Origin of the sequence: Halodesulfurarchaeum sp. HSR-GB, from assembly GCF_031432215.1 — an archaeon.
GTDB lineage: Archaea > Halobacteriota > Halobacteria > Halobacteriales > Halobacteriaceae > Halodesulfurarchaeum.
Genome location: NZ_JAVKGN010000001.1, coordinates 347,124 through 372,250, shown reverse-complemented (window position 1 = coordinate 372,250; position 25,127 = coordinate 347,124). Strand labels below are relative to the sequence as shown.

Below are 25,127 nucleotides of genomic sequence, written 5' to 3'. Positions count from 1 at the left end.
TTCGGCCAGGCTACTTCAATATGCCCGCAAATCGGGGTAGGATTTTGACAGCCGGCCGCCAAGGGCCAGTATGCGCCGCGACCGCGTGGACTGGGAACGCCTCGGCGTCTGGATGTTCGGCCTGTTGGTCGTTGCCGCTGCGCTTCTGATTGGCTTCGCCGGAACGCCGTACACGGCCCCGTCGGGAGCCGTCGAGGCGACAGCCGCCAACCCGGCGATCGACGTGACATCGTTCCAGGGTGGCTACGCGATCACTCCTGCCGAAACCGCACCCGAGGCTGCGCTCGTCTTCTACCCTGGTGCCCGCGTGGATCCGAGTGCCTACGTGCCGGTCATGGGCCCGGTCGTCGCCGAGAGTGACGTCGCCGTGTTCGTTCCTCGGCCGCGATTGAACCTGGCGGTCTTCGACCCGAACATGGCGGAGTCCGTCCGGGCAGCCACCCCCCAGATCGAGCAGTGGTACGTCGGCGGCCACTCGCTGGGTGGCGCGATGGCCTGTCGTGTCGCTGCGTCGAACCCGGAGCGGGTCGAGGGCTTGGTTCTCTTCGGTTCGTACTGTGACCGCTCGATCGCGGACACGGGGCTCTCGGTGCTTTCGGTCGGCGGGACTCGGGATACGGTGCTTGGGACTGATAGAGCGGCGCTTCGCCCGGAGAATCTCCCGGAAAACGCCACGATCTATCGGATCGGGGGACTCAATCACACGCAGTTCGGCAGCTACGCGGGCCAACCGGGGGACAGTCCGGCGACGATCTCACGAGAAACTGCACACGAACGTCTCCAGTCGGCCCTTGTCGAATACTTCGCGGCGAGGCGCTAGTCGAGCAGCCCCATCTCCTCGGCGAGCAGGTCCTGGAGCCGGGATTTCACGGCGGGGTCGATCTCCGCGACCGGTTCCCCGTCGTGCTGACGCTCGTTGTGCGCCTCGATTGTCGCCTCGACCTCGTCGAAGGGGACTCTGGTCTCGGTCCCACAGGCTTCACATGTGATCGTGAGTGCCGGCAGGTCCTCGTCCGTGTCTGTCATACCTTCGTCTACACGGACCAGGGCCTAATGAGAACCGGTTGTGTCGAAAAACTGGCTGGGACGCAGCCGTGGGATTCCTTCTAGACCGTCTCGATCTCGGCTTTGACGGCACTGACCGTCTCCTCGTCGAGTGTGAGGTCGGGATGGGCCTCCTGCACGTGGGCCTCGACCTCGCTCAGTACTTCCTCCTCCGTTTCGCCTTCACAGATACCGTGACAGCCGTCGACGATGCACTCGACCTGTTGTGACATTGCAAGCGAGCCAATGGGGGACATGGGGTTAGGGAGACAGCCCACGTGATTTGGTATGGGTGAGCGGTTTTCAGCCGGATCGTTTTAAATCGGTTCTGTAGCATTTATCACGGGTTCGTATCTGCCATCATGTTGAATTGTGAGTTGAATTAGTGGGATGGGGGGTTGTCCCTGCGGTGATCCGTTATGTATGTGGTGAATTATAAATTTACAATATTACTTTGCAAATTGGTACGTGTGCGGTTTTATGATGAAGGAGAACATTTTGATGGCAGGTGACAAAAAGGCAAGAACGGACACTCGAAAAATCGGCGGAAAACCCGATTAACGGGTATAGAATGGCATTTTACAAAGGAAACAATGACTTAAACAAAGTTTGAAATATGGCGTGAAGAAAATAATACATATTATGAAAATTTGCTCTATTAAACTTTGGAAACTATATTTTTAGCCATAGCAAAAGCTTAAACGTAAAGCATAGTCCCACAAATTATTATCTATCGAAACTAGACAAGACAGTTTTGGTAGGCCGTGTTGCCGCATCTTTTTGCCCATCATTCTATTAACTGATATTATAAATATTTGATTAACCATAATTTTATTGTAAATAAACGATAGCCGTCTTTTCTACCGGTTAGCAAATTTTTGGGTTTGGTGTTCTGTGTGGTGGATGGGATTTTTCTTGATAGATTTGAACGACTCAATCTGTATTTTTGTGGTCGACCCGTCTTTGACGTATAAATCCTATTTTGGGAAAATCTTAGTATCCACAGCACAGATATCTCGCGTATGGGTAATTCAACTCATGGCTCTATCCAAATCGAAATAGAAAATCTCGGTGGAATAAATTCACTAACCACCGCAATTCCTCCCGGAATCAATATTTTGTCGGGGAAAAACGCAACAAATCGGACGTCGTTTCTCCGTTCGGTAGCTGCCGCATTGGGTGCTGATCAATCAGCAGGCACTCTTAAGACGGATTCTAATGTGGGATATGTATCGCTGTCGTTTGATGGCGAAACTATGAGACGCGACTATGAACGAACCAATGGGTCTGTGATTCGAACGGGTGATCCACTTACTGACAAATCAGAATTGGTCGATAACTACGTGTCGTTGTTCTCGACAAACCCCGCTCGGACTGCTATTCGAAGCGGAGGCACCGGATTGAGAGATATTTTGATGAGCGGGGTGGATACTGCTGAAATCAAATCAGAAATACAGTCTCTCAAACAGCGCCGCGCTTCGTTACAATCTCAGCTTGATGAAATTGAACGTGCACAGGCCCAATTACCCGCTAAAGAAAGCCGTCAACAGAGCCTCAAGTCTGAGTTACATGAAATAGAGCAAACGATCGAGGAGGTTGAACAAAATATTGAGGAGTACAAAGCGACAGCCGATGAGATTGATGCGGCTGAAGAAGTTCTCAATGCGCTTGAAGATCGTCGTGAAGATTTGCGGCGTGTTGAAAATCGAATCGAGGCCACGGAACAAAACTTGTCCCAACTGAAACAAGAGCGGCAAACGATCGAGGCGGAACTCGACGAAATTTCTGTCTCCGACAAACGGCGTTCCGAATTACAAACCAAGCGAGAAGCCTTAGATTCTGAAATCAGCGAATTGCAGAGCACGGTAACTGATCTGAGCGACATTATATCGCACAATCGATCAGTGCTCGAGGATGATGAGGTCGTTCATTCGTTTGAAACGGACGAGACGGTGGTAAGCCAGATTGACCCGAGTGGATCGACGGTTGAGTGTTGGACCTGTGGCAGTGAAGTTGAACGCTCGACGATCGAATCTCGAATGGAAACGTTGGAAGACATTCGAAAACAGACACATCAGCAATTACAGAACCGCAGGCAGGAATTCGAGTCGGTAAAGTCGGAGCTATCATCGATCAAAGAAAATGAGAGGGAGCGTTATCAGCTTGAGGACGAGCTCCGGGACACCAAATCCGCTATTGACGCTGAAACGGAATCACTAGCCGATCTCAATGCCCGTGCTACAAACCTCCGGGAGGAGGTTGAAGGCCTGCAGGAGCAAGTAGCAAACACGGAAGAACTTCGGGAAAGTGAACTTCCCGATGCATACCAGCGGCTAAACCAATTACAGCACGACAGGGGACAGAAAGAGGCACAGCTAGAGCAAGTCGAAGAAACAATCGAGGAGCTCGAGGCGACGATTGCGAACAAGGATGAAGTAGCCGGGCAATTGCGCCAGGTGAAACGCGATCTAGACGAGACAAGAGGTCAGATCAAACAAATCGAACAAAACCTTGTGGATCAGTTCAATGGGCAAATGGAAGATCTGATTGACATTCTAGGGTACGAGAATATATCGCGTGTCTGGCTGGAGCGTATCGTGGAGAACGGGCCAGAAGCGGCTGAATTCGCGATTCATGTGGTTCGTGAAGCTGAAGATGGATCCGTATATGAGGACTCACTTTCGACACTCTCCGAGTCCGAACGGGAAATTATTGGAATCATGATTTCGGTCTCGGGATATTTTGTCCATGGGCTCGATGAAGAGATCCCATTGATGCTATTTGACTCTGTAGAGGCGATTGACGCAACCCGATTAGAAGCACTGTTGGAATACATCAGTGAGTATGCGCCCTACCTTATTGTGGCTCTTCTTCCAGAAGAGGCAGATGCGATCGAGAAACGGACGATCACCGCCCCTTCCTTTGAAGCTCAGTCATGAGAAAACTCAAGCTCCAGCGACTGAAAGAGGAGTACGATCTTGAGGGGCTTGATGACGAACTCAAACACCAATATGAAAACCAAAATAAGGCGCTTCGGGATCTAGCGGCGTACGTGAACATAGAGATAGCCCGCCAGTTCTTTCAGGACAAACCATTTTCACCCGAACATGTATATCGAGTCCTTAACGAACCCGATGAATTTTCCAAACGAACCGAGACTGAACTCAGGAAACGATTAAGCGAGGAAGGCATCGACATTGACGAATTACGGAAAGACTGGGTCGAACACATGACTGTTCGATCGTATTTGAATCGAGTCCTCAATATAGACACCTCCCGACAGCGGCAATCACGGACCCATAACGAAGTGCTCACTGACATCCGCGGAGTTCTAAACCAGGAGGAGTCGATAATTGCGGAGATTCTCGAGACCGTCGATGATTTTGATGGAGAGAAATGGGATATCCATACGGATCTCCGTTTGATAAACGACAAAACTGGAGAATCCATACGGGTTGAGGATTACTTTCGCGAATTGGATTCATCGTGATGACGGGCCCGTCGGTGGTCTCCAAGTAAAAATTTAGAGTTGGATCCTCGTCGGGCGTCTGAAGGCTCCCGGGTGGGAGTTATTTATCCATTCTTAGATTGGATAAAATAACCAATCCCTGCCCTCAAATTCTATCCAAACTTAGTTTGGATAACAATGGCCATTTTTCGAGTTTACAGTGACATCGTTCGCCGATGGGGCGGCGTCACGGCAGTCCATGGTTATTCGAATTTTACGAACGGAGTGAACTACAACAACAACCAACGTGGCTATTGGTATAAAGCATCACCATCATTCAGCAATCTGATTTCCAAAAAGGGGGGTTTACAGGATTGTCTTTTGTTCTGTCTATGGGAACTCTCTACTTATAAGCAAAAACCAAACCGAACGTGATGTAATAATTAATGCTACTTAATCCCACGAATTGAAATATATTGCTGAAAAATCTAAAAACCTATAATTTGGTCTGACTGGGAGTAACCAGTGAAGGTGAGTGTCGGCCAATAGAAGCAAATCCGCTTTCACGCGCTTATTCAACATAACGCCCGCTATTGTGAATATCAAGTCCTCGGCGTTGACTCAAATCTGGCCGCACATAACTTAATAGTTCGAATTGTGGGAACACTTTGCGGCTGAGTTTTTGCGACGGTATTCATGCTGATGCCCATTGTGTCGTATTCGAGTTGACCTTGCCAACAAACTCAAAAATTCAAACCATGACTCGGAATTTCCTCGCTTAGAATCCCTGTCGATCTCTCGAATCCGGTGGTTTACGGATGCCGAACATTTTTACCAATGCTTGGATTTGGATAAACTATGACTGATGGATCAGAGTATAACCGGGTCAAAACGACTCAATTATCTATTCGAATTCTTGAGACGATCAAGGAGTTAGATGGGGCACGGCTTTCTGAGATTGTTTCTTCATTAGATATTGCAAAGAGTACCGCTCACAAGCATCTTCATACGCTGGAGGAAGCCGGTTACCTGATCAAAGAGGGCGGAACGTACCAGATCGGTCTGAAATTCTTGAATCTCGGCGAGTACGCCAGGGAGCGGTGGCCTGGATTCGAGTACATCAAAAACGCAGTTGGGGAACTCACTGAACGGACGGATGAGGAGTGTGATTTCGTCGTCGAGGATCATGGGCGTGTGACGACAATCGAGGAGTCCTACCACAAATGGGTGAAATACGAGGAGCCATCGGATGGGCCCCCGTCGAAAGAGTATCGGGCGAGGATCGGATCGTACTATTATATTCACGCTACAGCGTCTGGTTTGGCTATTTTGGCCGAATATCCGACCGAACGCGTCAATGAGATCATCAATAAATGGGGCCTTCCAGCGAAGACAGAGTACACGATCACTTCCCAATCTACCCTGTTCGATGAATTAGAGCAGGTAGCGGAGCGAGGATATTCTGTAGACGATCAAGGGTACGCAGAGGGCATGCGCAGTATCGGTAAAGCAGTCCACGGTCCCGATGGTCGAGTGTTAGGGGCGCTTAGTGTCTCCGGTCCCGCTTATCGAGTTGATGGGGTGGTTCTACAGGAAAAGATACCGAACGAACTGATCGCGGTGGTCGATTCCTTAGAGCAGACATTGGAGGAGGAAGCACCTCTCTAGTGCCTATCGTGCTCCTATTTTCCACACACAAAGATTAAGGACCACCTGGTTAGAACATAATCCCATGGAACCCAGTAATATGGGCGACTCCGTTAGAGAGAGGCATGCCAACGCACAGGAGTGGGCAACTGAGGTCAGCTCATTTAATGCGTGGGTAGGCGGATCACACGTTGAGACTGACGACTCTATCGAAACTCGGGACCCGGTGACGAACGAGTCCATCGTGGAAGTCCCGCTCTTCGATTCTGACACCGTCGACGACACCGTCGCCGAGGCTTGGGACGCATATGACGAGGAGTGGTCGAATACCAATCCCGCCGACCGCTCTGAGATGTTGTTTGACTGGATCGACGTTCTATCGGACCATGTTGAGGAGCTATCCCTTCTCGAGTCACTCGACACTGGCAAACCGATCGGTGATGCCCGGGGCGAGGTTCTGGGTGCGATAGATACTCTCGAATATTATGCATCGTTGGCTCGCACGCAGAGTGGAAAACAGGTGCCGGCCCGTAACGACGTGCACACCTACACCCGAAGTGAACCGTATGGCGTGGTTGGTCAGATCACGCCATGGAACTTCCCAATGTGGGCTGCTGCCTGGAAACTTGGCCCAGCCCTCGCCGCTGGCAACACGTCGGTCCTGAAGCCTTCTGCCACCACCCCGTTGACTACGGTCCGAATGGCTGAGCTATCAGCAGGCGTGATACCCGACGGGGTGATTAACGTCGTTACTGGGACCGGCTCGGTAACCGGTGGAGCAGTGACCGAGCACGAGGACATCCGAAAGGTCTCCTTTACCGGGAGTACTGGGGTTGGAAAGGGAATCATGGAGGCTGCTGCAGGCCACTTTGCTCCAGTTACGCTGGAACTTGGTGGGAAGTCGCCGTTCCTGGTCTTCCCCGATGCGGATCTCGACAAGGTTGTCGACGCCGTCGCATCCGGAATCTTCTATAGCACTGGCGAAATCTGTGATGCCTTTTCACGCGCCCTCGTTCACGAAGATATCGTCGATGAATTCACGGAACGGTTTGTGGAGAAGGCCGAATCTTACCAGCTTGGTGACCCGCTTTTGGAGGAGACTACCATGGGTCCCCTAACTTCCAAGGAGCAGTTTGAGACTGTGACATCGTACATAGATATCGGATCGTCCGAGGGAGCAAATCTCCTCACGGGTGGTGGCACACCCGATGCCGATGAGATCAGTGGCGGGTGGTATGTTGAACCAACTGTCTATGGGGACGTAGACAATGAGATGCGTATTACTCAGGAGGAGATCTTCGGCCCCGTCCAGACCATCCAAACGTTCAGTAGCTATGAAGAAGCGATCGAACTTGCCAACGACACCCGGTATGGGCTTGCAGCAGGGGTGGGGACTGAATCGACTGACATCGCACACAATGCGGCAGCTGACCTCGAAGCAGGGTTAGTCTATGTCAACGAGTACGGTCCCATTCTACCTGATGCCCCCTATGGCGGGTTCAAGGATTCCGGTATTGGGCGGGACCTAGGCGAAGAAGCACTCGATCACTACCAGCAGACCAAGTCCGTATACGTCAATTTGGGCGACCCCGATCTGTAGTCCCGGACGTGGATGGACTGCTCAGAGTAGAGGGACCGAGACGTTTGCACCGCTTGGCCGGGCGCTGTTTTTGATTTACTACGGGCTATGCCATCTCCGATTTGTGAGGGTTAAATTTATGCATAGTAAGGTTCTCGAATGCAATGAAGGTAACAGGGGACATCCCGCGGTGAGACACTATCTCCCGCCCATCGAGAGATGGTGTTACCATAACAGCCCATGGTAGAATACGATTTCAACGGCCAGGTCGCGTTCGTCACCGGCGCGGCTCGTGGTCAAGGACGATCGCATGCAGTAGCGTACGCAGAAAACGGGGCCGACGTCGTCGTCACCGACATTTGTGAGGACGTGGAGACCTCTGATTACCCGCTTTCATCCCGCGAAGATCTGGAAAAAACCGCCGAGTTGGTCGAGGAGGAGGGCCAGGAAGCGTTGGTGATCGAGATGGACGTCCGCGACGATGCGGAGGTTCAGGCTGCCGTTGAGAAAGCTGTTGACCACTTTGGTCACATCGATATTCTGGCGAACAACGCCGGCATCTGGAACCTCGACTTCCTCCACGAGATGAGTGAGGAGAAATGGGACGAGATGATCGACATCGACCTGAAGGGTGTGTGGCTGCCGAGTAAATATGTGGCCCAGCACATGGTCGAACGTGGCGAAGGTGGCAAGATCGTCAGTACGGCGTCGACCGCTGGCCACGGTGCGAGCTATCGCGGTGGACATTACACGGCTGCAAAGCATGGCGTCGTCGGCCTGACTCGCTCATTGGCCATCGAACTGGGTGAATACGGCATCAATGTGAACTGTGTTTCACCCACCGGCATCGATTCCCCGATGACCCGGATGCTTATCGAGGAACACGGCCAGGACTCCATTGATGAACTCGAAGAGTACACTGGCAAATGGAACGTTATGGACGAAGGGCCGGTCGAACCGCGAGACGTCAGTGAGGCGTATCTGTGGCTCTCGAGTGACGCGGCACGCTACGTAACCGGTAGCGCGCTTCCCGTGGACGCTGGGTTGATGGCAAAGTGATTTCTGCCTAAGTCGACCGAACGCACCCGAACACCCATCCGTCGGTTTCCGAGTTCATCCGCTCTGGTTGCGGTGAACGAGCCTTTCTACAACCCCTCAATCCCATCCTCTTGTCCAGGGCTGGGCGAAAGCCCTGGCGTATCCGTGAGACGCACAAGCCGACGGTCGACCAGGGGAAATTTCATTAATGGGGGTACTCTACTCGGAAACGAGGATCTCGGCGCCGGGAACCAGGCGTCCATCCAGAAAAATGAACGAGCTACTATTCACACCAAGACGTATCGGCAACGTCCAGATACCCAATCGGACGGTATTCTTGGCCCACGAAACCGGGTTTGCGGAGGATGGATTACCAACTGAACGTGACGCGGCCTACTATGAAGCGCGTGCTCGTGGTGGGGCAGGTCTCATAATGGGGCCGTCCAGCATGCTTGTCCACCCGACAGCATCTAACCCGACGTATGCGTCCGGTTATGACCCAGCGGTTATACCACGGCTAGAGGAAATAGCCGAGGCCGTCCATCGTCACGATTCAAAGGTCTTCGCTCAACTTCAACATACTGGGGGCGAGGATACTGGTGAACATGCGATGCATGAGACGTGGGCTCCGTCTGCGGTTCCGTCGAATTTTGGCTATGAGATGCCAAAGCGGATGGAGAAGTCGGACATTGAAGAGGTCAAGCTTGGGTACGCAAAAACTGCCGAACACGTGAAGCGAAGCGGCATCGATGGCATCGAGCTGAAGGTCGGTCATGATGGGTTGCTTCGACAATTCATATCGCCAAAATACAACCGCCGCAGTGATGAGTATGGAGGCGACGTTGATGGCCGGGTTCGCCTCCTGAACGAAGTGATCGAGGTCATCAGAGACCGCGTCGGCGAGGACTTTCCAGTCGGTGTCCGGCTGACTCTCGACGAGATGGAATCTGGTGGTTATGACTACGATTATGCAGTAGCGGTCATGCGACGGCTCCATCCGAGTGTGGACTTTCTCGATTCGGATATCGCTACGATTTCAAAGCTATACGTGACGGACGCCCCGATGCATGCACCACTGGGGTATACTGAAGAGTATTATGGGGATGCTCGAAGTATTCTTGATGTCCCAGTTATTGCCGCTGGCCGAATCAATGATCTGACAAAGGCTGAAGATCTTTTACAGGAGGGCAAAGCCGATTTTATCGGGATGTGCAGACAACTGATTGCGGATCCCGAAACGGTTCGAAAAGCCGAACGGGGCAATGATTCCGAAATCACTCACTGTATAGCGTGCAATCAGAACTGCCTCGGCGGCCTAAACACCAAAGGCCATATCGGTTGCATCCAAACGCCGCGCTCGGGCCGCGAAACTGAAATGGACCGGCTAGTTGATCTTCCGGAAGCGGATGATCCCAAAGAGGTCCTGGTCGTTGGTGGGGGTCCGGCTGGGATGTCCTTTGCTGTAACTGCCGCGGATCTCGGCCATCATGTTACCATCCACGAAAAGCGAGCTGAACTTGGTGGCCAAGTAAACATCGCGACGAATATCGAGGCCCGGCGCGAGTTTGGCGACGTTGTCAGGAACCTCGAAAACCGACTTCGAACCCGGGACGTGAGTGTCGAAACTGGATCTCAAGTTTCTCCGCAAGATGTCGATGGCGGCTGGGACGTTGTTGTTGCTGCAACGGGGGCTACTGAGCAATCTCCCGACCTTCCAGGAGAGGATGTGTATCGCTCGTGGGACGTGTTACAGGGAGAATCTGTTGGTGACTCCGTGGTTGTCTTTGACCAGAACAAGCATGCCACTGGTGTCGGCGTGGCAGAGCAGCTTGCAAAAGAGGGTCACGATGTCACCATTGTCACGACATCGTACCACCCCGGTGATCAATTAGAGGGATCGAACGTTCCTCCATTCCTTGAATCCCTGGTTGATCTGAACATCGAGACCAAAGAGCACGCCACGGTGGTCGGGTACGAGGACAAATTAGTCCAGGCAATGAACGTTTACTCACAGGAGATCGAGTCGATCGAAGCCGATTCGCTGGTTGTCGCGAATCGCCGCCAAGCACGGGACGATTTCGCCCACCAATTGAGAGACCAGGTAGACATTCCAGTCCACTCGATTGGAGACAGCGTGGCACCGCGCCTGGTGGATAAAGCAATTTACGACGGTGAAACACTGGCCCGAGAACTATGAGTGAACAACTGATCGTCGTTCCGGAGTGGGATGGATGTTCGGTCCTCGGTGAAGCCCAGCGACTCAAAGAACGATTGGAAGCGACCAGCGATTCGGATGTCGATGTGGTTGTGATCACGATGGACGGCATTCACGACATGTCGGAACTCGATGTATCCGCCGCAGATGAGCATCTGACCCTTCGATTACGCTCCGGTGAATTCGAACCGAGTACCACCACTGTGTCTGTCCGCGTGCGGGCATTACAGGACATCGTAACTGACCGAGATCCGCTCGGGGTCTTTTTCCCCAGCACCCCTGACGGCGACGAAATGGCAGCTACTCTTGCATCCACAACAGGTGGGGCTGGTCTCTTGGATTCACTGCTCGAAGTGAAAAACGGTGAACTGATCGGGCATCGCCCAGTGTTTGATAAACGAGCCCTCGTGACCTTTGAGGTTGAGAACCGTCCGCTTGTCGCCTCACTCTCCATGGATGGGCTACCGGAACCCAGTAGCGGAGCAGAAACGCCCCCTGTCCAACACAGCATCGAAGTCGAAGGAGTGGCTGAAGAGGGCGTTGAACGGCTCCGGACAATAGAAGTCCCCGAAAAGGACATCTCGAAAGCAAAAGTGGTTGTGGCAGGTGGGGACGGCCTCGAAAGTCGTGATGACTTCCAGGTTATCCGATCCCTTGCTGACTCTCTCAATGCGACTGTTGGAGCGTCTCGACCACTTGTCGATGAGGGGTGGGTTGCCCACGACCGGCAGATCGGTGTTACGGGCAAGTCTGTTGATGCGGACCTGTATGTCCCTGTTGCCATTTCCGGTGATCCCTATCACTTGGACGACGTCCAGGCGGAACATATTCTGGCAATTAATACCGATCCCAACGCTCGCGTTTTCGATATGGCGGATATTGGGGTTTTGGGTGATTTCGAAACGTATGGACCGAAACTAACCGAAGCTATCCAAGCAACGCATGCTACTAATTCAAGCGACGCTGAAGAACCAAGGGGTGAGGAGTGATGGTCGACTTTGACGTAATCGTCGTCGGTGCCGGGCGAGCGGGGACTGCAGCAGCGTACAAACTCGCCGAACACGGCATCGACGTCGCCCTCGTTGAGCGGGCGAAAGAGGCTGGGATGAAGAACGTGACCGGTGGCGTTCTTTACGGGGACGTGCTCAGCGAGTTGGTCCCAGAGTTCCCGGATCAGGCCCCGCTTGGGAGACATGTCGTAGAGCATAACGTTCGTATCCTCAACGAAGGCACGTCTATTGGAATCAGTTATCGGGATCCGGCCATTCTCGACGAGCCCAATTACACGATCCAGGTTGGGCGGTTTGACCAATGGTTCGTGAAGAAAGCCGAGGAGAAGGGTGCCGTGTTCATTCCGGAAACGACAGTTCGGGATGTTTCTCAACGAGGCGAGGAAGTTCTCGTCGAAACAGATCGCACTGGGGGAGACCTCACTTGCAAGGCCGTCGTTGGTGCGGACGGAGTTAACACCACAGTTGGTCGCGTCGCTGGGATCCGAGAAACAGTCCGGAATGAAAACGTTGGCCAGTCCGTCAAACACGTGATCGATCTCGATAAGTCGACAATCAATGAGCGTTTCAACCTGGAACCTGGCGAAGGTGCCGCATACGCTTTCGAAGGCTTTCCTGAAGGGGTCCCTGGGCTCGGATACTTCCTCTATACATTTGAATCGAGTATTGCGGTCGGTGCCGTCGCGAGCATGAGTTCCCTCGAAAAGTATGGAAAGCAGGGTTATAGTGGTCGCGGCACCCCGTTGTATGATCTCTTGGACCGGTTCAAAGAGCTCGAGGCGGTCAAACCACTCGTCGAAGGGGGTTCAACTACTGAATACCAGGGAATCCTCGTGCCGAAGTACAAGTACTCCAACCTCCCCCAACGATACGACGACCGAATTAGCCTCGTTGGTGATGCCGCCGGCCTGACCCTGAACAAGGGGTTCACGTTCCGAGGGTTGGACTTCGGTATTAAGAGCGGGATGTGTGCCGCCGAGGCGGCGATCGGTAGCGATCAAAATCAGGACTGGGATAGCTTTGGCCAGCGGTACGATAAACTTCTCAACAACTCCTATGTGATGACCGAGATGAAACAACATAGGGGAATCCCGTCGGTGGTTGAGAACGAGAAGTTCTTCGACGAGTATCCGGCAGTCGCTCGCGAGGTCCTCGAACACACGTTCTCGACGAGTGGGGACGCCTCGGGACTGACCTGGCGCCAAGCACTGCGGAGTTTGCGCAAGCGAGATATCAAGTTGCGAGGTGTACTGGCAGATGGATGGAAAGCGGTACGGTCATTTTGACAAACTATGTTCCACATACAACAGACTACAAACGGCGATGGAGTTATTCACCGGATAGACATGCGTACAAAAGGAACTACCACCCCCCGGCTCAATGGAGGCGAACACCAATGTCTGTAGAAAAAGATCTGGAAACAGTCGAATGGGATGTAGGAGAAGAGGGACACATCACCGTCGATAACTCCGAGTGTGTCGACTGCGAGGAGAAACCGTGTCTGCACCTCTGTCCGGCACAGTGCTTTGACTACCAGGAAGAGCAGGAGGGTGGGATATACTTCTCGTACGAGCACTGTATCGAATGCGGCTCCTGCATGGTTTTCTGTGCCAACGATCCGGACCGGGGAGCCGTTTCCTGGACGAAGCCTGATGGTGGTAAAGGAGTGGAGTACGATCTAGGATGATGAACGCAATTGTTCCAATCCGCCCCTCTCCGCACAAGGTCCTCCCGGACACGGAGTCTGAGGGTGTTCAAACCCGACGCTGGCTAGCCAACAAGACAGATCTGGTGGCGCTCGAAGCTGCCCAACAGCATGCGGAGCATGTCACCGTTCTCGGGATTGGCGATGAACGGGCAAAAGACGCTGTCAAAGCCGGGCTACGGGCGGGTGCTGATGAAGCCATCCATATTGAGTATGATCCCATCGAAGACCCGATTGGGGAAAAATATGGGGCGGTTCTCGCCAAGGTTATTGAGCAGGAGGAGCCCGAAACAGTATTCATCGGTGACGAGGCACCGACGATGGATATCGAGGTGATCACAACCATAGCAGCTGATCTGGGATGGCGATCAACAACGGGCGTGACCGGAATCGGCACGGAGGACGTTGATGGTCACTACGAGTCCGACCATGATCTCCTCGTTCAACGACGTGTCGCGTTGGGTGAACAGGAGATAGTTGGTCTCAATACTCCCGTTGTTTTGGGGATCGATTCCGGATTTGCCAACCCCTCACGTGGATCTATGGACTCTGTACTCGCTGCCCAAAGAGCGTCCATTCGAACGCTTCCACTGGACGAGATTGTGCCCGGGGAATCGCGCTTTTCCATGAGTATTGGTTCCCTTAGTGTCCGTGACATCCACGCGTACGAGCGTGTGGGTCATGGGGCACCACCACGGCACGGGTCCGTCGAACAGCGAATCCACCAGATCATGGGCGATACAGATTCGGATGAACAAACCGCTGGGGAAATAATCGACGACTCGCCGGAGCACGCAATCGATCAAGTAGTGTCGTACCTTGAGGCCAATGAGGTACTCTAATTGAACGACGATGCCTCAGTATAACTTTGATGACCGGGTTGCGTTCGTGACGGGGGCCGCTCGTGGCGTTGGTCGGAAGACCGCAGAACGGTACGCTGAGGCAGGTGCAGACGTGATTGTTACCGACATATGCTCGGAGATTTCAACGCTTCCGTACGATCTTGGTACCAGGGCAGATCTTGAGAGAACTGCTGATTTGGTTCGTGATACTGGTTCTGAGGCACTCGTAATTCCAGTTGACGTGCGTGATGCTTCAGCCGTTCGAGACGCTGTCGAAACGGGGGTTGATCGATTTGGTCATATCGACTTTTTGGCCGCTAATGCTGGTGTCTGGGACAGTCGTCCGTTTGCTGACGTTGACGAGGCGCTATTCGAATTGGTCATCGATACTAACTTGAAAGGTGCCTGGTTGTCGGCTAAATACATCGCCAGACAAGCAATTCAGCACGAGAAACAGGCGAGTATCGTAATCACGTCCTCGATTTTGGGGCAAGTGGGCGCGGCTTGGTCTGCCCATTACTCGGCGTCAAAACACGGGATCATCGGATTTACGAAATCACTGGCGCTTGAACTCGGCGAATATGGGATCCGGGCCAATGTAGTGAGTCCGACCGGAATCGATACGCCAATGGTTGAAAAAATGGTCGAATCACTCGGGACCGAACCCTTCGATAGAATTTCGGGCCCCGTTGGCCCGATGAATCTCCTCGATGGGAACCTGCTCGACCCGCAAGACGTTGCTGAAGCGCATCTCTGGCTTGCGAGTGATGCGTCCGGTGCCGTGACTGGTGCTGTCCTTCCTATCGATGCAGGAATGACGGCAAAGTAATTCTAAAGCCGCCGGGCGAGATCTTCAGCGTCGTAATACGCCCGATCTAATTTACGCGGTGACACCGCGTCTCCGATCCGGTACACGTCGTCGTGGCCATTTGAGAGCTCCAAGTAAAGCGATTCATTTGCACTCCGTCGTCCCGCATACACTATGGTCTCCGGTTTTCGGGACTGGGTTGTGCCGGAATAGATGTGATGCATCGTTACTGTCCCGTCGTCTGTGATCTCATCCACTTCGTGATTCCCGATGAAATCGACCCCCTGTGCTTGGAGGCTGGCAACCATCGTCGGGAGGTTGGGCTGTTCGGTTCGGAAACCTGGATAGTGGTCTTCGGTGACTATTTCCAGATCAGTCCCCCGGCGGGCGAGTTCCAAGCCGACTTGCATGGTTATAATCCACCGATTCTCGTCGATCAGTAGTACCTCATCTGCCGTCTCTTCGCCCTGAAGAACATCGACGGCATCAACAACTTTTTCTTCGAAATCGTATCCTTCCTTCGTGGAAATCGGCGCGCCAGTTGCGACGACGATGGCGTCCCATTCATTTGAGATGTCTTTTGCACGCACCTCTTGCCCTGTTTCAACTGCTACTTCCGTTTCGATGAGGTCCGACTTGAGGTCTTCTAATGCACGTTCGATGGGTGAGAGTATTCCCTGTGCAGCGACCGTCAGTTGGCCACCAAGCTTGTCCTTTCTCTCTCGGAGCGTAACATTGTGTCCGCGTTGGGAGGCAACTGTTGCGAACCGCATTCCAGCAGGCCCCCCACCAACCACCAGAATGTTTTGTTTGTAATTGACTTCCGGGAGTGATTGAATCGGGTCAAGTTCCGCTTCCCTCCCTGTTCGGGGATTGATTACGCATTCCACGTGTCCGCCATGAGCGTCTGCAAACACTCCCTCAAGGCATTTCTGATTACACTTGATACACTGCTTTGGCCGAACTCCCTCCTGGAGCTTTTGAACCGTATTTTCGTCCGCAAGAAGTTGTCTGGTAAAACTCACCAGATCGGCACCAGCGTCGAGAAGATCTCTTGTTGAGTCTCCAGTCGTCAGCGGGGATCGGCCGATGAGTGGGACATCGACGATGTCCGAAACTGTTTCAATGCCAGATTCAAGGCCGGGGGAATCCATTCCAATTCCACTGTGCCCCTGTGTGTACGTCGAGGCGGTTCCGACAGTGACAGAGAGATAGTCAAATCCGTCAATCGCATTGAGTAGGTCCGGAATGTCTTCATACTCGTATCCACCATATTCCATCTCGGCCAACGAGAGGTGCAGTCCGACAGGTTCATCGATTGCTTTTGAGACTGTATCGAGTACTTCGTTCACGAACCGAGCCCGATTTTCCCATGAACCGCCATACTCGTCCTCGCGAACGTTGAACTTTGGTGAGAGGAATTGTCTGAGAATCGAATACGGGCCTGCAGCGAGCTCTACACCGTCAAATCCTGCGTTTGAAAGGTTTTTCGCCGCGGTCCCGAATGAGCGCTGGAGTCTTTCGATATCGTCGTGGCTCATTGGCGTCGGCATCTCGTAGGTTGAATCTGAGGCCACTGCAGAGGGTGCAAGTTGTGCTTGCATTTCCCAATCACCAGTCGCTTCAGCCCCAGGGTGTGTGAGTTGCCCGAAAACCGTTCCCCCTGCCTCGTGAATCGATCTGGCAGTTCTCTCAAGCGCGGGGACAACATCCGTATCATACGCATCCACGAACCAAGGCCCGCTGGCAGACGAATCGACCAGCATTTTGGCTGGACCGACCACCAGGCCGACTCCACCTCGAGCGCGAGCCGCCAGATGTTCATTTAGCTCCTCGGTCGGGTGCCCATTTTCGGCCAGATTTGTTCGAACAGCACGGAAGACCGCTCGATTGGATATGGGTGTCCCCACAATCTCGACCTCTTGCTGTAGGTCCATACAGTGCCATTGTGAACCGACCAACTTGAGTATTGAGGGTATTCTACTACTCGCCGGATCGGGCGCTGGTGACAAATTATAAGTATTTGCACCGGACTAACGTTAAATGATGTCAAAAGCAGCCCCTCAAACTGAAAGCTCGAAAACTGCCGACACTGAACCGCCGGAGATCGAAAGCGACCTGGTGAAAGAGGAACTCCGGATTGACGGGATTTGCGGAGTTTATTGAATGGGAAAGACCGTATCGAAGCCTGAGTACATCAAATATCGGCGCGAGGACGAGTATGGTCTCGTGTATGACCACGAAAATTACGGCTACGAGGATGCGACGCTGAGCACAGTCGACGAGCGCATCATTTCGTGTTTGGAGTATGTTGAGGATCGGTCAGCTATCGAGCTGGAAGCCCTCCAGGATGAATTTTCTCCTGAGGTAATCGAAGTCGCTCGAAAAAAGGGGTATATACATGTCACGTAGCCCGTTGCGCTCACCGGTCACGATCACGTGGGAAGTCACGTTTGGCTGTAATCTGCACTGTGATCATTGCCTCTCCGGGAGTGGCCCCGCACAGCAATCGTCTGACGAACTGTCTACTGCCGAGGCAAAGGAATTCATCGCGGAGTGTGACGAGATGGACATCTTCCAGGTGAATATTGGTGGGGGTGAGCCGTTTGTTAGACCGGACATCCTTGAACTCCTCGCTGATCTCACGGATCGGGGAATCTCTACTTGTGTGAGTACCAATGGAACACAGTTGGACGCGACCGTTTTGGATCGGCTGGAAGAGATGGACCCCTTATACCTGCAGGTGAGTCTGGACGGACTTCAGCCAGAAAACGACGCGTTACGTGGGGATGGTGTTTTTAATTCTGTTCTAGACACGCTTTCTGAACTTGCAGAACGAGATATTGGGACCACCGTGAATACGGTTGTCACGAGCCAAAACGTCCACGATTTGGACGAAATATACGAGCTAGCGGGGAGTTATGGAGCGGGTCTTCGCCTCAACCGGTTCCGCCCCAGCGGACGTGGTGAAGATGTCTGGGATAGGCTTCGACTGGACACTGATCAGATCACGTACCTGCATTCCTGGTTGAGCGATCACCCTGATGTTCGAACAGGCGACTCGTTCTTTTACCTGAACGCAATGGGTGAAGTTCGAAACGAGACTTTGAAAGAATGTGGAGCCGGGTCTATGACTTGCTTGGTCGATCCCGTTGGGGATGTGTACCCCTGTGCGTTCACTCAATGGCCGGAAGTAAAATCGGGCAACGTCATTTCGGACGGCTTCCAAACTGCATGGGACGAACTTACCTCTCTTGGGACCCACGTCGATGACCACGAAGGATGTCCAGCAGTTGCGATGGGTAGCAAGGACTCAGAAGGAGAGGATCCTCAACTACGCTCGATTTTGCACGGTGACTGACCCAAAATGTCACGAACGAGTGGCCAGTACCGTCTCCGGGACAGTGTTTCGATTCAGAATGGTCTTGTTTCTCGGTCTGGTCCTCTCGTTGTAACTCGGTTGAACGACTCTGCCCAGGATCTCCTCAAGACGGTTTCCACTGATGAGTTTCAGTCAGTAACGGCGATTGCTAGGGAAGGCGGGGTTTCAGCGGAATCGACTGGAGCACTACTCAGTGATCTTTACAATCGCGGCTTTCTCGAGTGGAGGCCCGCACGTGACCCAGAGTTTCAGCCACCCGTCTCGATCATCTTGACAGTACGAAACGAAGCAGACGCAATAGAGCCGGCTTTGGACGCTTTGGCCGATCTGAATTACCCTGAGTACGAGGTCGTCGTTGTTGATGACGGCTCCACAGACGACACACGGGAATTAATCCGATCACACTCTCTGACAGCGGATGGGAACTTGCGTCTCGTTCCTGTTGGATCTGACACGGAACCACTCGGCATCGGTGCGAGCCGAAACCGGGGTGTTTCGAGTGCGGCGAACGAGATCATCGCGTTCACGGATGCAGACTGTCGTCCGAATCGGGCGTGGCTATCGAATCTTGTTCCCGCTCTGGCCACTCATGATGTGGTCGGTGGACGTGTCCGCCCTACCGATACAGCACGGCCCATGCATGAGTATGAAGGGATCCACTCCTCTTTGGATATGGGTCCACGTGCGTCCCCAGTGGACCGAGAACAGTCGACACCCTACCTTCCAACTGCCAATCTTGTCGGCCACCGAGAGGTGTTTGAGAAAACCCCCTTCCCAGAACGAAACGTCGCCGAGGACGTTGGTGTTAGCTGGGACGCACTGGCGAATGGATTTGATCTGGTGTACGATCCAACTGGTGTTGTCGAGCACGACTACGGAGGAGTCACCAATTTTCTCGGACGACGTCTTTCTTACGGCGGTTCTGAAGCGCTTTTGGCCAAATTGTACGGCCACCCCGGCTCGGTGTCGCTGCCAGCGATCTCCTTGGTTGGTTTGGTATTGCTCGCGGTCTTGCCTGTGGTCAATTCTATGCTGAATATTGGTGCTTCTCTGGGCACATTTTTGGCAGCTATGACGGTTCTCGGTTTCGTCATCACGCCCACAAAACAGGCATTCACTTCAGTGATAACCGGGTCCATTCGTGTGTCTGCGGCTGTGGCTGGTCTCTTCCGTGGCTCACTTTCACGAGTCTACGGTTTCGCTCTCGAAGTTACGCGCTATTATTCGCTTCCCTTAGTCGCGCTTGGGATTTTAGCAGGTGTTGGCGGCTTAGAGTTTCTTGCCATTAGCTTACTTGCCATCCCGGGGATCTGTGTGGTGGTGGCTCTGGCTATAGATCTGTCCGTTAATCGGCCTTCAAGCCCTGTTCGATACTCCCTCTTGTACCTCGTTGACCATCTTACCTACCAGATTGGAGCCTACCGTGGTGCGGTGGAAAACCGTACTGTTGCCCATCTTCGCCCCTCGAGTCGGTTTTCTCTCACTCTGTAGTCGAAAGGTCGGTCGCTCGGCCAGTTCTTCGTGCAAGAAACAATACTCCCAGATGACCATTATCGGAACGGGGTTTCGATTTTGGGGCAACGAGGGCTCCATTGCCAATCCCTATATGCCTAAACCCAATTTTTATATTCCCCCGCGTATACTGGGTGTGTGTAGCAGTGTGATGGAACCGAATCACACACCGACCACCTAAAGACACAGAACGAGCACGAACTCTATGAGCCAGCTGTGTGGCCGCATGATCCACGCGGCAATCCCACGGCGAAAGATGGTTCAGCGGAGCACGTGCTGTGGTTAAATCAACATGCCAAATACACCAACCAAAAATTGGAGGCGAACGGTACACAGGAGGCGAACCGACAACGCAGTAGCTGGGCATCTGCAAACTAACTCGGAACCCAAAACCAATCGACGACACGCATGAAATTAATGGAGATTTTTGGTTTGGAAGGGGCTGAGTTCAATGAGAAAATGCTTTTCTTCCTCACTGCAGTTGGACTCGCTGTTCTCGGTGCAATTGGAATTTTGAGCCCGCAGTGGTTCAATGACATGATGATGGCGGGCTATGACTTTGTTCTCCATAACTTCGGCTGGTGGTTTATGGTACTGGGATTTGCGCTTCTGGCGTTTTCCGTGTTCATGACTTTCTCGAAGTACGGAAAAATTCGCATTGGCGGTCAGGATGCAGAACCTGAATTCGGCCTATTTGGATGGATCGCGATGGTATTTACTGTCGGATACAGTGGTTCGATCATCATTTGGGGTGTTGGGGAGCCTGCTTCGATCATGGCTGCTCCGCCCCCAGAGCCGTGGCCAGTGAGTGGCGCGCTTGAATCCATGTCGCTTTCGTTCATGTTTATCCACGAGATCTTCCCCGGGCTAGCGATGTGGTACCCTCCCTTCGCTCTCGCATTTGCCCTCACAATTTACAACCGGAACGTGGACCGATTCAAAATCAGTTCTATGCTCAAACCGCTCCTCGGAGACGGGGACCACAAGTACCTCTACTGGGTTGTGGACCTGGCCTCCCTAATCGCTATTGTAGGGGGAATTGCAGCGACGATGGGGTTCTCTGCCCAGACATTCGATGCGCTCATCAGTGATGTATTCAATATGCCAGGATCTTCCCTTACGTACATACTATTTGGATTAATTGGGTTAGTGTTCCTCGGAGACGTCTGGCTCGGACTTCACAAGGGCATCCAGAACGCTGCGAGAGCGACGGTGATTCTGGCGATGATTTCGGCCGGGTTCCTGTTGGTGGTGGGCCCAACCTTGTCCGCGATCAATATCGGGCTGGATGCAACTGGGATCTGGATCAACAACATGTTCCGACTTTCGTTCTTCACGGATCCCACCGCAGCTGGCGATTGGGGCCACTATTGGACCAGTTTCTGGTGGGCCTGGTGGGCAGCGTGGGGCATCTTTGTTGGCAGCTTTGTCGCCCGGGTCTCCAAGGGCCGAACTCTTCGAGAGACGTTTGTGAGTTTGGTCGCTATTCCCGGAGTCTTCCTGTGGATTCAGCACTCGATCATTGGCGGATGGGTTCTCTCCCCGGGTTATGTCGAACCGGTAACTGAGGCCGTTTCTTCCGGAGGAATTCCTGCTGCGATTGCCGAAGCAGTCAATCTCACCCCATATGGGTTGGTTTTGGCTGTTCTGTTCGTCCTCGTGATCACCGGGTATGTGATTACCTCCCTCGATTCGACTGTGTTTATCCTCTCTTCGATTACCCTTGGGACCGAAAATCCCAATGCTCGGAACCGGGCATGGTGGGGTGTTCTGCTCGCGTTCGTGGGTGTGATGACGATTGAACTCCCCCTGTTTAGCGCAATGCAGGCATTCCCAGTGATTTTGGCATTCCCGTTCACCGTCTTCCTTGTCGCGATAGCATTCTCCAGTTACGTTGCTGCCAGAGATTATTTCAAAGCTAATATGCTGGAAGACGGGGAAGAGCATTCCAGGTTTATCACCCGCAAATCAGAGTCACAGACGGCTCAAAAACAGTCCCAGGCCGCACCGGACGACGATTAAATCCGCCCCGGGCCAATTTTGAAGATAGTGCAATCTTAGTTTTGATTTCTCCCCCCAGTTTCTACTGAGTTACAAGAGTGATAGATATAACCGCAAATACGAGCCCTGCAGCCTTTTTCATTCCAATGGGCTCTTTAAATATGAGAACGCCCAGAATGGCTGCGATGACGAAGTACAACCCGCTAATCGGAGTTACAACCGATGCATCTCCGGTTTTCAGTGCGGAATACATGGTTACTGCCCCGATGGCACTTGTTATTCCTGCTCCCAGTGCATATGTTACACCAGTCGGATCAAAATCGACTGGGTTCTGTGAGTTGTACAGGTAGTTTCCTAACAAAAAAACACTCGCCGATGCATATGTTACAAGTGTTGCCAAGTCCGACGAGATCGTTTCTGTGGAAATCTTTGCAAAAATTGCCCATCCGCCCCATGCCACCATTGTTACTACAGCAAGCCAAATTGCCGTCGTAGCCATGTTACAGAAAAATCCACACGGAATACTATAAGTGTTAGTGCGAATGTGGGCGTCAAGAACACGACTCGATTAACTGATCGGATCGGCGTGTATCTGGGCCCAATAGCCAGGTAACAAGGGTGGGTGACACGCGGCGATACGGTGTTCGCTGAACTGTTGACATACAACTCCGGCTATTGGTGCCCACTTCATTAACAGTTTCCAGGGGTCGTAATTGTTGTGATCTATTTAGTATCTAACTTTTCTCAAGTACATCGCTTTCAAATTTATTATGCTGTGCTCAAAACTGCTTACCATGCGTTCTGTAAAAATGAACGAACTCGCTTGGACTTCCATAGAAGAGGTCGCGGGCCAAGAAGTCCATACTGTAATCATTCCAATTGGAGCGACAGAACAACATGGGCCACACCTCCCGGTTGGAACTGATTCGATGATTGGCGAGGAAATATCGACTCGGGTCGCAAACCGGCTCGGTGACACACTTGTGGCCCCTCCGATTCAAGTTGGGTGTTCACCTAGCCATACCGATTATCCGGGCACGATCTCGATCAGTTCCGACGTTCTCAAAGGTCTTATAGACGATTATCTTGACTCACTCGATGGCCATGGATTTCAATTCGCAGTCTTGCTCCCCTCTCACGGTGGAAATTTCCCGCCTGTTGAAACCGCAGCTGCCGAACTGGCCCCAAAATACTCGGAGCTCTCGCTCATCCCGATTGTAGACCTGAACCGTTTTACAGAACTAATAAATCAGGGGCTAGAAGAGGCCGGTTTGGAATACCAGGAGCCGGTTATCCATGGTGGCGGTACTGAAACCGCGATGATGATGGCTATTGAACCATCACGTGTCCGTAATTCCGAATTGCGCCCTGGCAATGAGGGTCTAAAATCTCGTTCTGCGGTCCTGAATCTCGGCTTTCAGTCGGTAACGGATGCTGGAGTTTTGGGTGATCCGACTGTGGCAACCCCCGAAGTGGGTGAGCACATTATCACGTCCCTGGTAGACGGGTATACAGCCATGATTGAACATGAACGGACCAGGTTACGGAACTGCTAGATGGGCAAATTCGTATTGCCTTCACTCGAAATCCGTTTTCGGGTATTTTTATCTCCAATTTGATCTATACAATTAAGCAACCATATCGATAAAGTTACTCCTCTAAATAGTGTATTGAATTTTGATAGTTTTGGAATTTGGCCCACCTCTCTATTGTCGTTACAAATACTATTCATTTATAATTAATATATCTTTAGATTGATTGGTTTAATCGGAATATTTCGTATTTGCCTCCCTATACGGGATAATAAATCAATATTATCGCTCTCAAGTTTTTATCATTATATGGTATTAAGATTATTTCATCAAATTTTTGATTTTTATTGTATTAGTTCGGCTCGTCGGTCTAGTATCTCCGGTTGATGGGGTTTTAAAGCGGTAAAATTCCATTACTGGAATCGGAACTGTCTTATTTCCACGGTCTTTGGTAATGCGGCGACTTAATTATTATATAATCTGATAGATTATAGTAATTATCTAACTACCTGTTAATTAGTTACGGCACAATTATAATGAAAATAGAATGATTCGGGCCGGTATAGAACCGCCCATCTAATCGGCACCCAACTTCTTTTGAACTCCTCGCCGTAGGAACCAGCCACCAATGAGCGATCGAGGCCCTGTGTTGCCCCCGATTTTCGTCTCTCCCCGGGCGAGATGGATCGCCATCCTTTCGATTCTCGTCCTTCTGGTCCTCGCTGGAGTCGGGCTCGTTCTTTTCGACTACTCCTTCGGATCGATGCTCGATGCCCAGGCCGTCCGGGAGGCCGTCGAGTCCTTCGGCCTGCTTGCGCCACTCGTTTTCATCCTGATCCAGGCCACCCAGGTCGTCGTGGCTCCGATCCCGGGCCAGGTGCTCGCACTGGCCGGCGGGTACGCCTTCGGCCCGGTACTCGGCACAATCTACAGCCTCATAGGGGCGACTATCGGAAGTGCGATAGCGTTCGGGTTGAGTCGACGATTCGGGCGACCCGCAGTCGAGCGACTGGTCCATCCCCTGACCCTCGAAATGGTCGACGGATTTCTCGAAGATCACGGCCGATTGGCCGTCTTTCTGGTGTTTCTGGTTCCCGGGCTCCCGGACGACGCGCTGTGTTTCGTCTGCGGGCTCACGCCGCTCCCGCTCTCCCATCTCGTCGTCCTCTCCACGCTCGGCCGGATCCCGGGCTATGCCATGCTCAGTCTCGCTGGCGGCCGACTCGCGACCAACCGGCCGCTCGAGGCGGCACTCATAATCGCGCTCATCGCGGTCCTGGCGGCGCTCGCGTACTATCAGCGCGAGCGCCTGCTCGAGTTCTCGCGGTGAGTGTCGGCGTGAATCGGTCGTATCGAGGGATTTG

At 52.6% G+C, this 25,127-nt stretch carries 23 protein-coding genes; 19 read left to right on the top strand and 4 right to left on the bottom strand.

What is annotated here, in order from left to right; genetic code table 11:
* Positions 1-70 precede the first annotated feature (70 nt).
* The gene (locus RH831_RS02025; protein WP_310552613.1) at positions 71-820 is read left to right on the top strand and encodes an alpha/beta fold hydrolase; all 750 of its coding nucleotides are present in this window, start codon (positions 71-73) and stop codon (positions 818-820) included.
* Here the strand turns inward: RH831_RS02025 and RH831_RS02020 are convergent.
* Together RH831_RS02020 and RH831_RS02015 are read right to left on the bottom strand one after the other, a co-directional pair.
* Positions 817-1,026, bottom strand: coding sequence for a hypothetical protein (locus tag RH831_RS02020; RefSeq protein ID WP_310552612.1), 210 nt, complete (start codon positions 1,024-1,026; stop codon positions 817-819). The genes RH831_RS02025 and RH831_RS02020 overlap by 4 nt on opposite strands.
* An 80-nt stretch (positions 1,027-1,106) precedes the next feature.
* Positions 1,107-1,277 carry a DUF1059 domain-containing protein gene (locus RH831_RS02015; RefSeq protein WP_310552611.1) on the bottom strand — a complete coding sequence of 57 codons (171 nt, stop codon included), beginning with the start codon at positions 1,275-1,277 and terminating at the stop codon, positions 1,107-1,109.
* A 789-nt stretch (positions 1,278-2,066) separates the two neighbouring features.
* Here RH831_RS02015 and RH831_RS02010 point away from each other — a divergent pair.
* From RH831_RS02010 to RH831_RS01960, 11 genes are all read left to right on the top strand, one after another.
* Positions 2,067-3,983: an archaea-specific SMC-related protein gene (locus tag RH831_RS02010; protein ID WP_310552610.1), complete on the top strand. Its 1,917-nt coding sequence runs from the start codon at positions 2,067-2,069 to the stop codon at positions 3,981-3,983.
* Entirely contained in the window at positions 3,980-4,534 is a 555-nt protein-coding gene (gene rdfA / locus RH831_RS02005) for a rod-determining factor RdfA (protein ID WP_310552609.1), read from the top strand. Before RH831_RS02010 ends, rdfA begins: the two co-directional genes overlap by 4 nt.
* A gap of 816 nt (positions 4,535-5,350) precedes the next feature.
* Complete coding sequence (locus RH831_RS02000; RefSeq protein WP_310552608.1) at positions 5,351-6,160, top strand: IclR family transcriptional regulator; 810 nt, start codon at positions 5,351-5,353, stop codon at positions 6,158-6,160.
* Positions 6,161-6,224: 64 nt separating this feature from the next.
* Entirely contained in the window at positions 6,225-7,739 is a 1,515-nt protein-coding gene (locus tag RH831_RS01995) for an aldehyde dehydrogenase family protein (protein WP_310552607.1), read from the top strand.
* Between the two features lie 219 nt (positions 7,740-7,958).
* Complete coding sequence (locus tag RH831_RS01990) at positions 7,959-8,777, top strand: mycofactocin-coupled SDR family oxidoreductase (RefSeq protein ID WP_070364192.1); 819 nt, start codon at positions 7,959-7,961, stop codon at positions 8,775-8,777.
* 187 nt (positions 8,778-8,964) lie between these two features.
* On the top strand, positions 8,965-10,953 hold the full coding sequence (locus tag RH831_RS01985; protein WP_198400421.1) for an FAD-dependent oxidoreductase: 1,989 nt from the start codon (positions 8,965-8,967) through the stop codon (positions 10,951-10,953).
* Positions 10,950-11,960 (top strand): electron transfer flavoprotein subunit alpha/FixB family protein, encoded by a 1,011-nt coding sequence (locus RH831_RS01980; protein WP_070364196.1) that lies wholly within the window; start codon positions 10,950-10,952, stop codon positions 11,958-11,960. Before RH831_RS01985 ends, RH831_RS01980 begins: the two co-directional genes overlap by 4 nt.
* The gene (locus tag RH831_RS01975) at positions 11,960-13,267 is read left to right on the top strand and encodes an FAD-dependent oxidoreductase (protein ID WP_310552606.1); all 1,308 of its coding nucleotides are present in this window, start codon (positions 11,960-11,962) and stop codon (positions 13,265-13,267) included. The genes RH831_RS01980 and RH831_RS01975 overlap by 1 nt, the downstream gene beginning before the upstream one ends.
* 110 nt (positions 13,268-13,377) lie before the next feature.
* Complete coding sequence (locus RH831_RS01970) at positions 13,378-13,668, top strand: hypothetical protein (RefSeq protein WP_310552605.1); 291 nt, start codon at positions 13,378-13,380, stop codon at positions 13,666-13,668.
* Positions 13,665-14,528, top strand: coding sequence for a hypothetical protein (locus tag RH831_RS01965; RefSeq protein WP_310552604.1), 864 nt, complete (start codon positions 13,665-13,667; stop codon positions 14,526-14,528). Before RH831_RS01970 ends, RH831_RS01965 begins: the two co-directional genes overlap by 4 nt.
* A 10-nt stretch (positions 14,529-14,538) precedes the next feature.
* The gene (locus tag RH831_RS01960) at positions 14,539-15,357 is read left to right on the top strand and encodes an SDR family oxidoreductase (protein WP_070364199.1); all 819 of its coding nucleotides are present in this window, start codon (positions 14,539-14,541) and stop codon (positions 15,355-15,357) included.
* 2 nt (positions 15,358-15,359) lie between these two features.
* Here RH831_RS01960 and RH831_RS01955 read toward each other — a convergent pair whose 3' ends face one another.
* The gene (locus RH831_RS01955) at positions 15,360-17,273 is read right to left on the bottom strand and encodes an FAD-dependent oxidoreductase (protein WP_310552603.1); all 1,914 of its coding nucleotides are present in this window, start codon (positions 17,271-17,273) and stop codon (positions 15,360-15,362) included.
* A gap of 109 nt (positions 17,274-17,382) precedes the next feature.
* Here RH831_RS01955 and mftA point away from each other — a divergent pair, with 109 nt between their 5' ends.
* The 5 genes from mftA (at position 17,383) to RH831_RS01935 (ending at position 22,252) form a co-directional block, all read left to right on the top strand.
* Positions 17,383-17,502: a mycofactocin precursor MftA gene (gene mftA / locus RH831_RS11865; RefSeq protein WP_198400422.1), complete on the top strand. Its 120-nt coding sequence runs from the start codon at positions 17,383-17,385 to the stop codon at positions 17,500-17,502.
* On the top strand, positions 17,503-17,748 hold the full coding sequence (gene mftB2, locus RH831_RS01950; protein ID WP_310552602.1) for a mycofactocin biosynthesis chaperone MftB2: 246 nt from the start codon (positions 17,503-17,505) through the stop codon (positions 17,746-17,748). It abuts the gene before it with no gap.
* Positions 17,738-18,697: a mycofactocin radical SAM maturase gene (gene mftC, locus RH831_RS01945; protein ID WP_070364202.1), complete on the top strand. Its 960-nt coding sequence runs from the start codon at positions 17,738-17,740 to the stop codon at positions 18,695-18,697. Before mftB2 ends, mftC begins: the two co-directional genes overlap by 11 nt.
* Positions 18,698-18,703: 6 nt before the next feature.
* Positions 18,704-20,209, top strand: a complete 1,506-nt coding sequence (locus RH831_RS01940; protein WP_083258771.1) for a glycosyltransferase family 2 protein — start codon at positions 18,704-18,706, stop codon at positions 20,207-20,209.
* Between the two features lie 429 nt (positions 20,210-20,638).
* Positions 20,639-22,252: a BCCT family transporter gene (locus RH831_RS01935; protein WP_310552601.1), complete on the top strand. Its 1,614-nt coding sequence runs from the start codon at positions 20,639-20,641 to the stop codon at positions 22,250-22,252.
* Positions 22,253-22,313: 61 nt separating this feature from the next.
* Here the strand turns inward: RH831_RS01935 and RH831_RS01930 are convergent, their stop codons facing one another.
* The gene (locus tag RH831_RS01930) at positions 22,314-22,730 is read right to left on the bottom strand and encodes an EamA family transporter (protein ID WP_310552600.1); all 417 of its coding nucleotides are present in this window, start codon (positions 22,728-22,730) and stop codon (positions 22,314-22,316) included.
* 295 nt (positions 22,731-23,025) lie between these two features.
* On the opposite strand from RH831_RS01930, the gene RH831_RS01925 reads away from it, so the two are divergent.
* Both RH831_RS01925 and RH831_RS01920 read left to right on the top strand, forming a co-directional pair.
* On the top strand, positions 23,026-23,787 hold the full coding sequence (locus tag RH831_RS01925) for a creatininase family protein (protein ID WP_310552599.1): 762 nt from the start codon (positions 23,026-23,028) through the stop codon (positions 23,785-23,787).
* Between the two features lie 604 nt (positions 23,788-24,391).
* Entirely contained in the window at positions 24,392-25,093 is a 702-nt protein-coding gene (locus RH831_RS01920) for a TVP38/TMEM64 family protein (RefSeq protein ID WP_310552598.1), read from the top strand.
* The last annotated feature ends 34 nt before the right edge of the window (positions 25,094-25,127 follow it).

Bases quoted from the DNA above. Each gene is read 5' to 3' on its own strand.
- RH831_RS01985 (WP_198400421.1), top strand. From the start codon at position 8,965: ATGGGGGTACTCTACTCGGAAACGAGGATCTCGGCGCCGGGAACCAGG.
- RH831_RS02000 (WP_310552608.1), top strand. From the start codon at position 5,351: ATGACTGATGGATCAGAGTATAACCGGGTCAAAACGACTCAATTATCT.
- mftC (WP_070364202.1), top strand. From the start codon at position 17,738: ATGTCACGTAGCCCGTTGCGCTCACCGGTCACGATCACGTGGGAAGTC.
- RH831_RS01940 (WP_083258771.1), top strand. From the start codon at position 18,704: ATGTCACGAACGAGTGGCCAGTACCGTCTCCGGGACAGTGTTTCGATT.
- RH831_RS02010 (WP_310552610.1), top strand. From the start codon at position 2,067: ATGGGTAATTCAACTCATGGCTCTATCCAAATCGAAATAGAAAATCTC.
- RH831_RS02025 (WP_310552613.1), top strand. From the start codon at position 71: ATGCGCCGCGACCGCGTGGACTGGGAACGCCTCGGCGTCTGGATGTTC.
- RH831_RS01995 (WP_310552607.1), top strand. From the start codon at position 6,225: ATGGAACCCAGTAATATGGGCGACTCCGTTAGAGAGAGGCATGCCAAC.
- RH831_RS01925 (WP_310552599.1), top strand. From the start codon at position 23,026: ATGCGTTCTGTAAAAATGAACGAACTCGCTTGGACTTCCATAGAAGAG.
- RH831_RS01960 (WP_070364199.1), top strand. From the start codon at position 14,539: ATGCCTCAGTATAACTTTGATGACCGGGTTGCGTTCGTGACGGGGGCC.
- RH831_RS01970 (WP_310552605.1), top strand. From the start codon at position 13,378: ATGTCTGTAGAAAAAGATCTGGAAACAGTCGAATGGGATGTAGGAGAA.
- mftB2 (WP_310552602.1), top strand. From the start codon at position 17,503: ATGGGAAAGACCGTATCGAAGCCTGAGTACATCAAATATCGGCGCGAG.
- RH831_RS01965 (WP_310552604.1), top strand. From the start codon at position 13,665: ATGATGAACGCAATTGTTCCAATCCGCCCCTCTCCGCACAAGGTCCTC.
- rdfA (WP_310552609.1), top strand. From the start codon at position 3,980: ATGAGAAAACTCAAGCTCCAGCGACTGAAAGAGGAGTACGATCTTGAG.
- RH831_RS01955 (WP_310552603.1), bottom strand. From the start codon at position 17,273: ATGGACCTACAGCAAGAGGTCGAGATTGTGGGGACACCCATATCCAAT.
- RH831_RS01935 (WP_310552601.1), top strand. From the start codon at position 20,639: ATGAAATTAATGGAGATTTTTGGTTTGGAAGGGGCTGAGTTCAATGAG.
- RH831_RS01990 (WP_070364192.1), top strand. From the start codon at position 7,959: ATGGTAGAATACGATTTCAACGGCCAGGTCGCGTTCGTCACCGGCGCG.
- RH831_RS01975 (WP_310552606.1), top strand. From the start codon at position 11,960: ATGGTCGACTTTGACGTAATCGTCGTCGGTGCCGGGCGAGCGGGGACT.
- mftA (WP_198400422.1), top strand. From the start codon at position 17,383: ATGTCAAAAGCAGCCCCTCAAACTGAAAGCTCGAAAACTGCCGACACT.
- RH831_RS01920 (WP_310552598.1), top strand. From the start codon at position 24,392: ATGAGCGATCGAGGCCCTGTGTTGCCCCCGATTTTCGTCTCTCCCCGG.
- RH831_RS01980 (WP_070364196.1), top strand. From the start codon at position 10,950: ATGAGTGAACAACTGATCGTCGTTCCGGAGTGGGATGGATGTTCGGTC.
- RH831_RS02015 (WP_310552611.1), bottom strand. From the start codon at position 1,277: ATGTCACAACAGGTCGAGTGCATCGTCGACGGCTGTCACGGTATCTGT.
- RH831_RS01930 (WP_310552600.1), bottom strand. From the start codon at position 22,730: ATGGCTACGACGGCAATTTGGCTTGCTGTAGTAACAATGGTGGCATGG.
- RH831_RS02020 (WP_310552612.1), bottom strand. From the start codon at position 1,026: ATGACAGACACGGACGAGGACCTGCCGGCACTCACGATCACATGTGAA.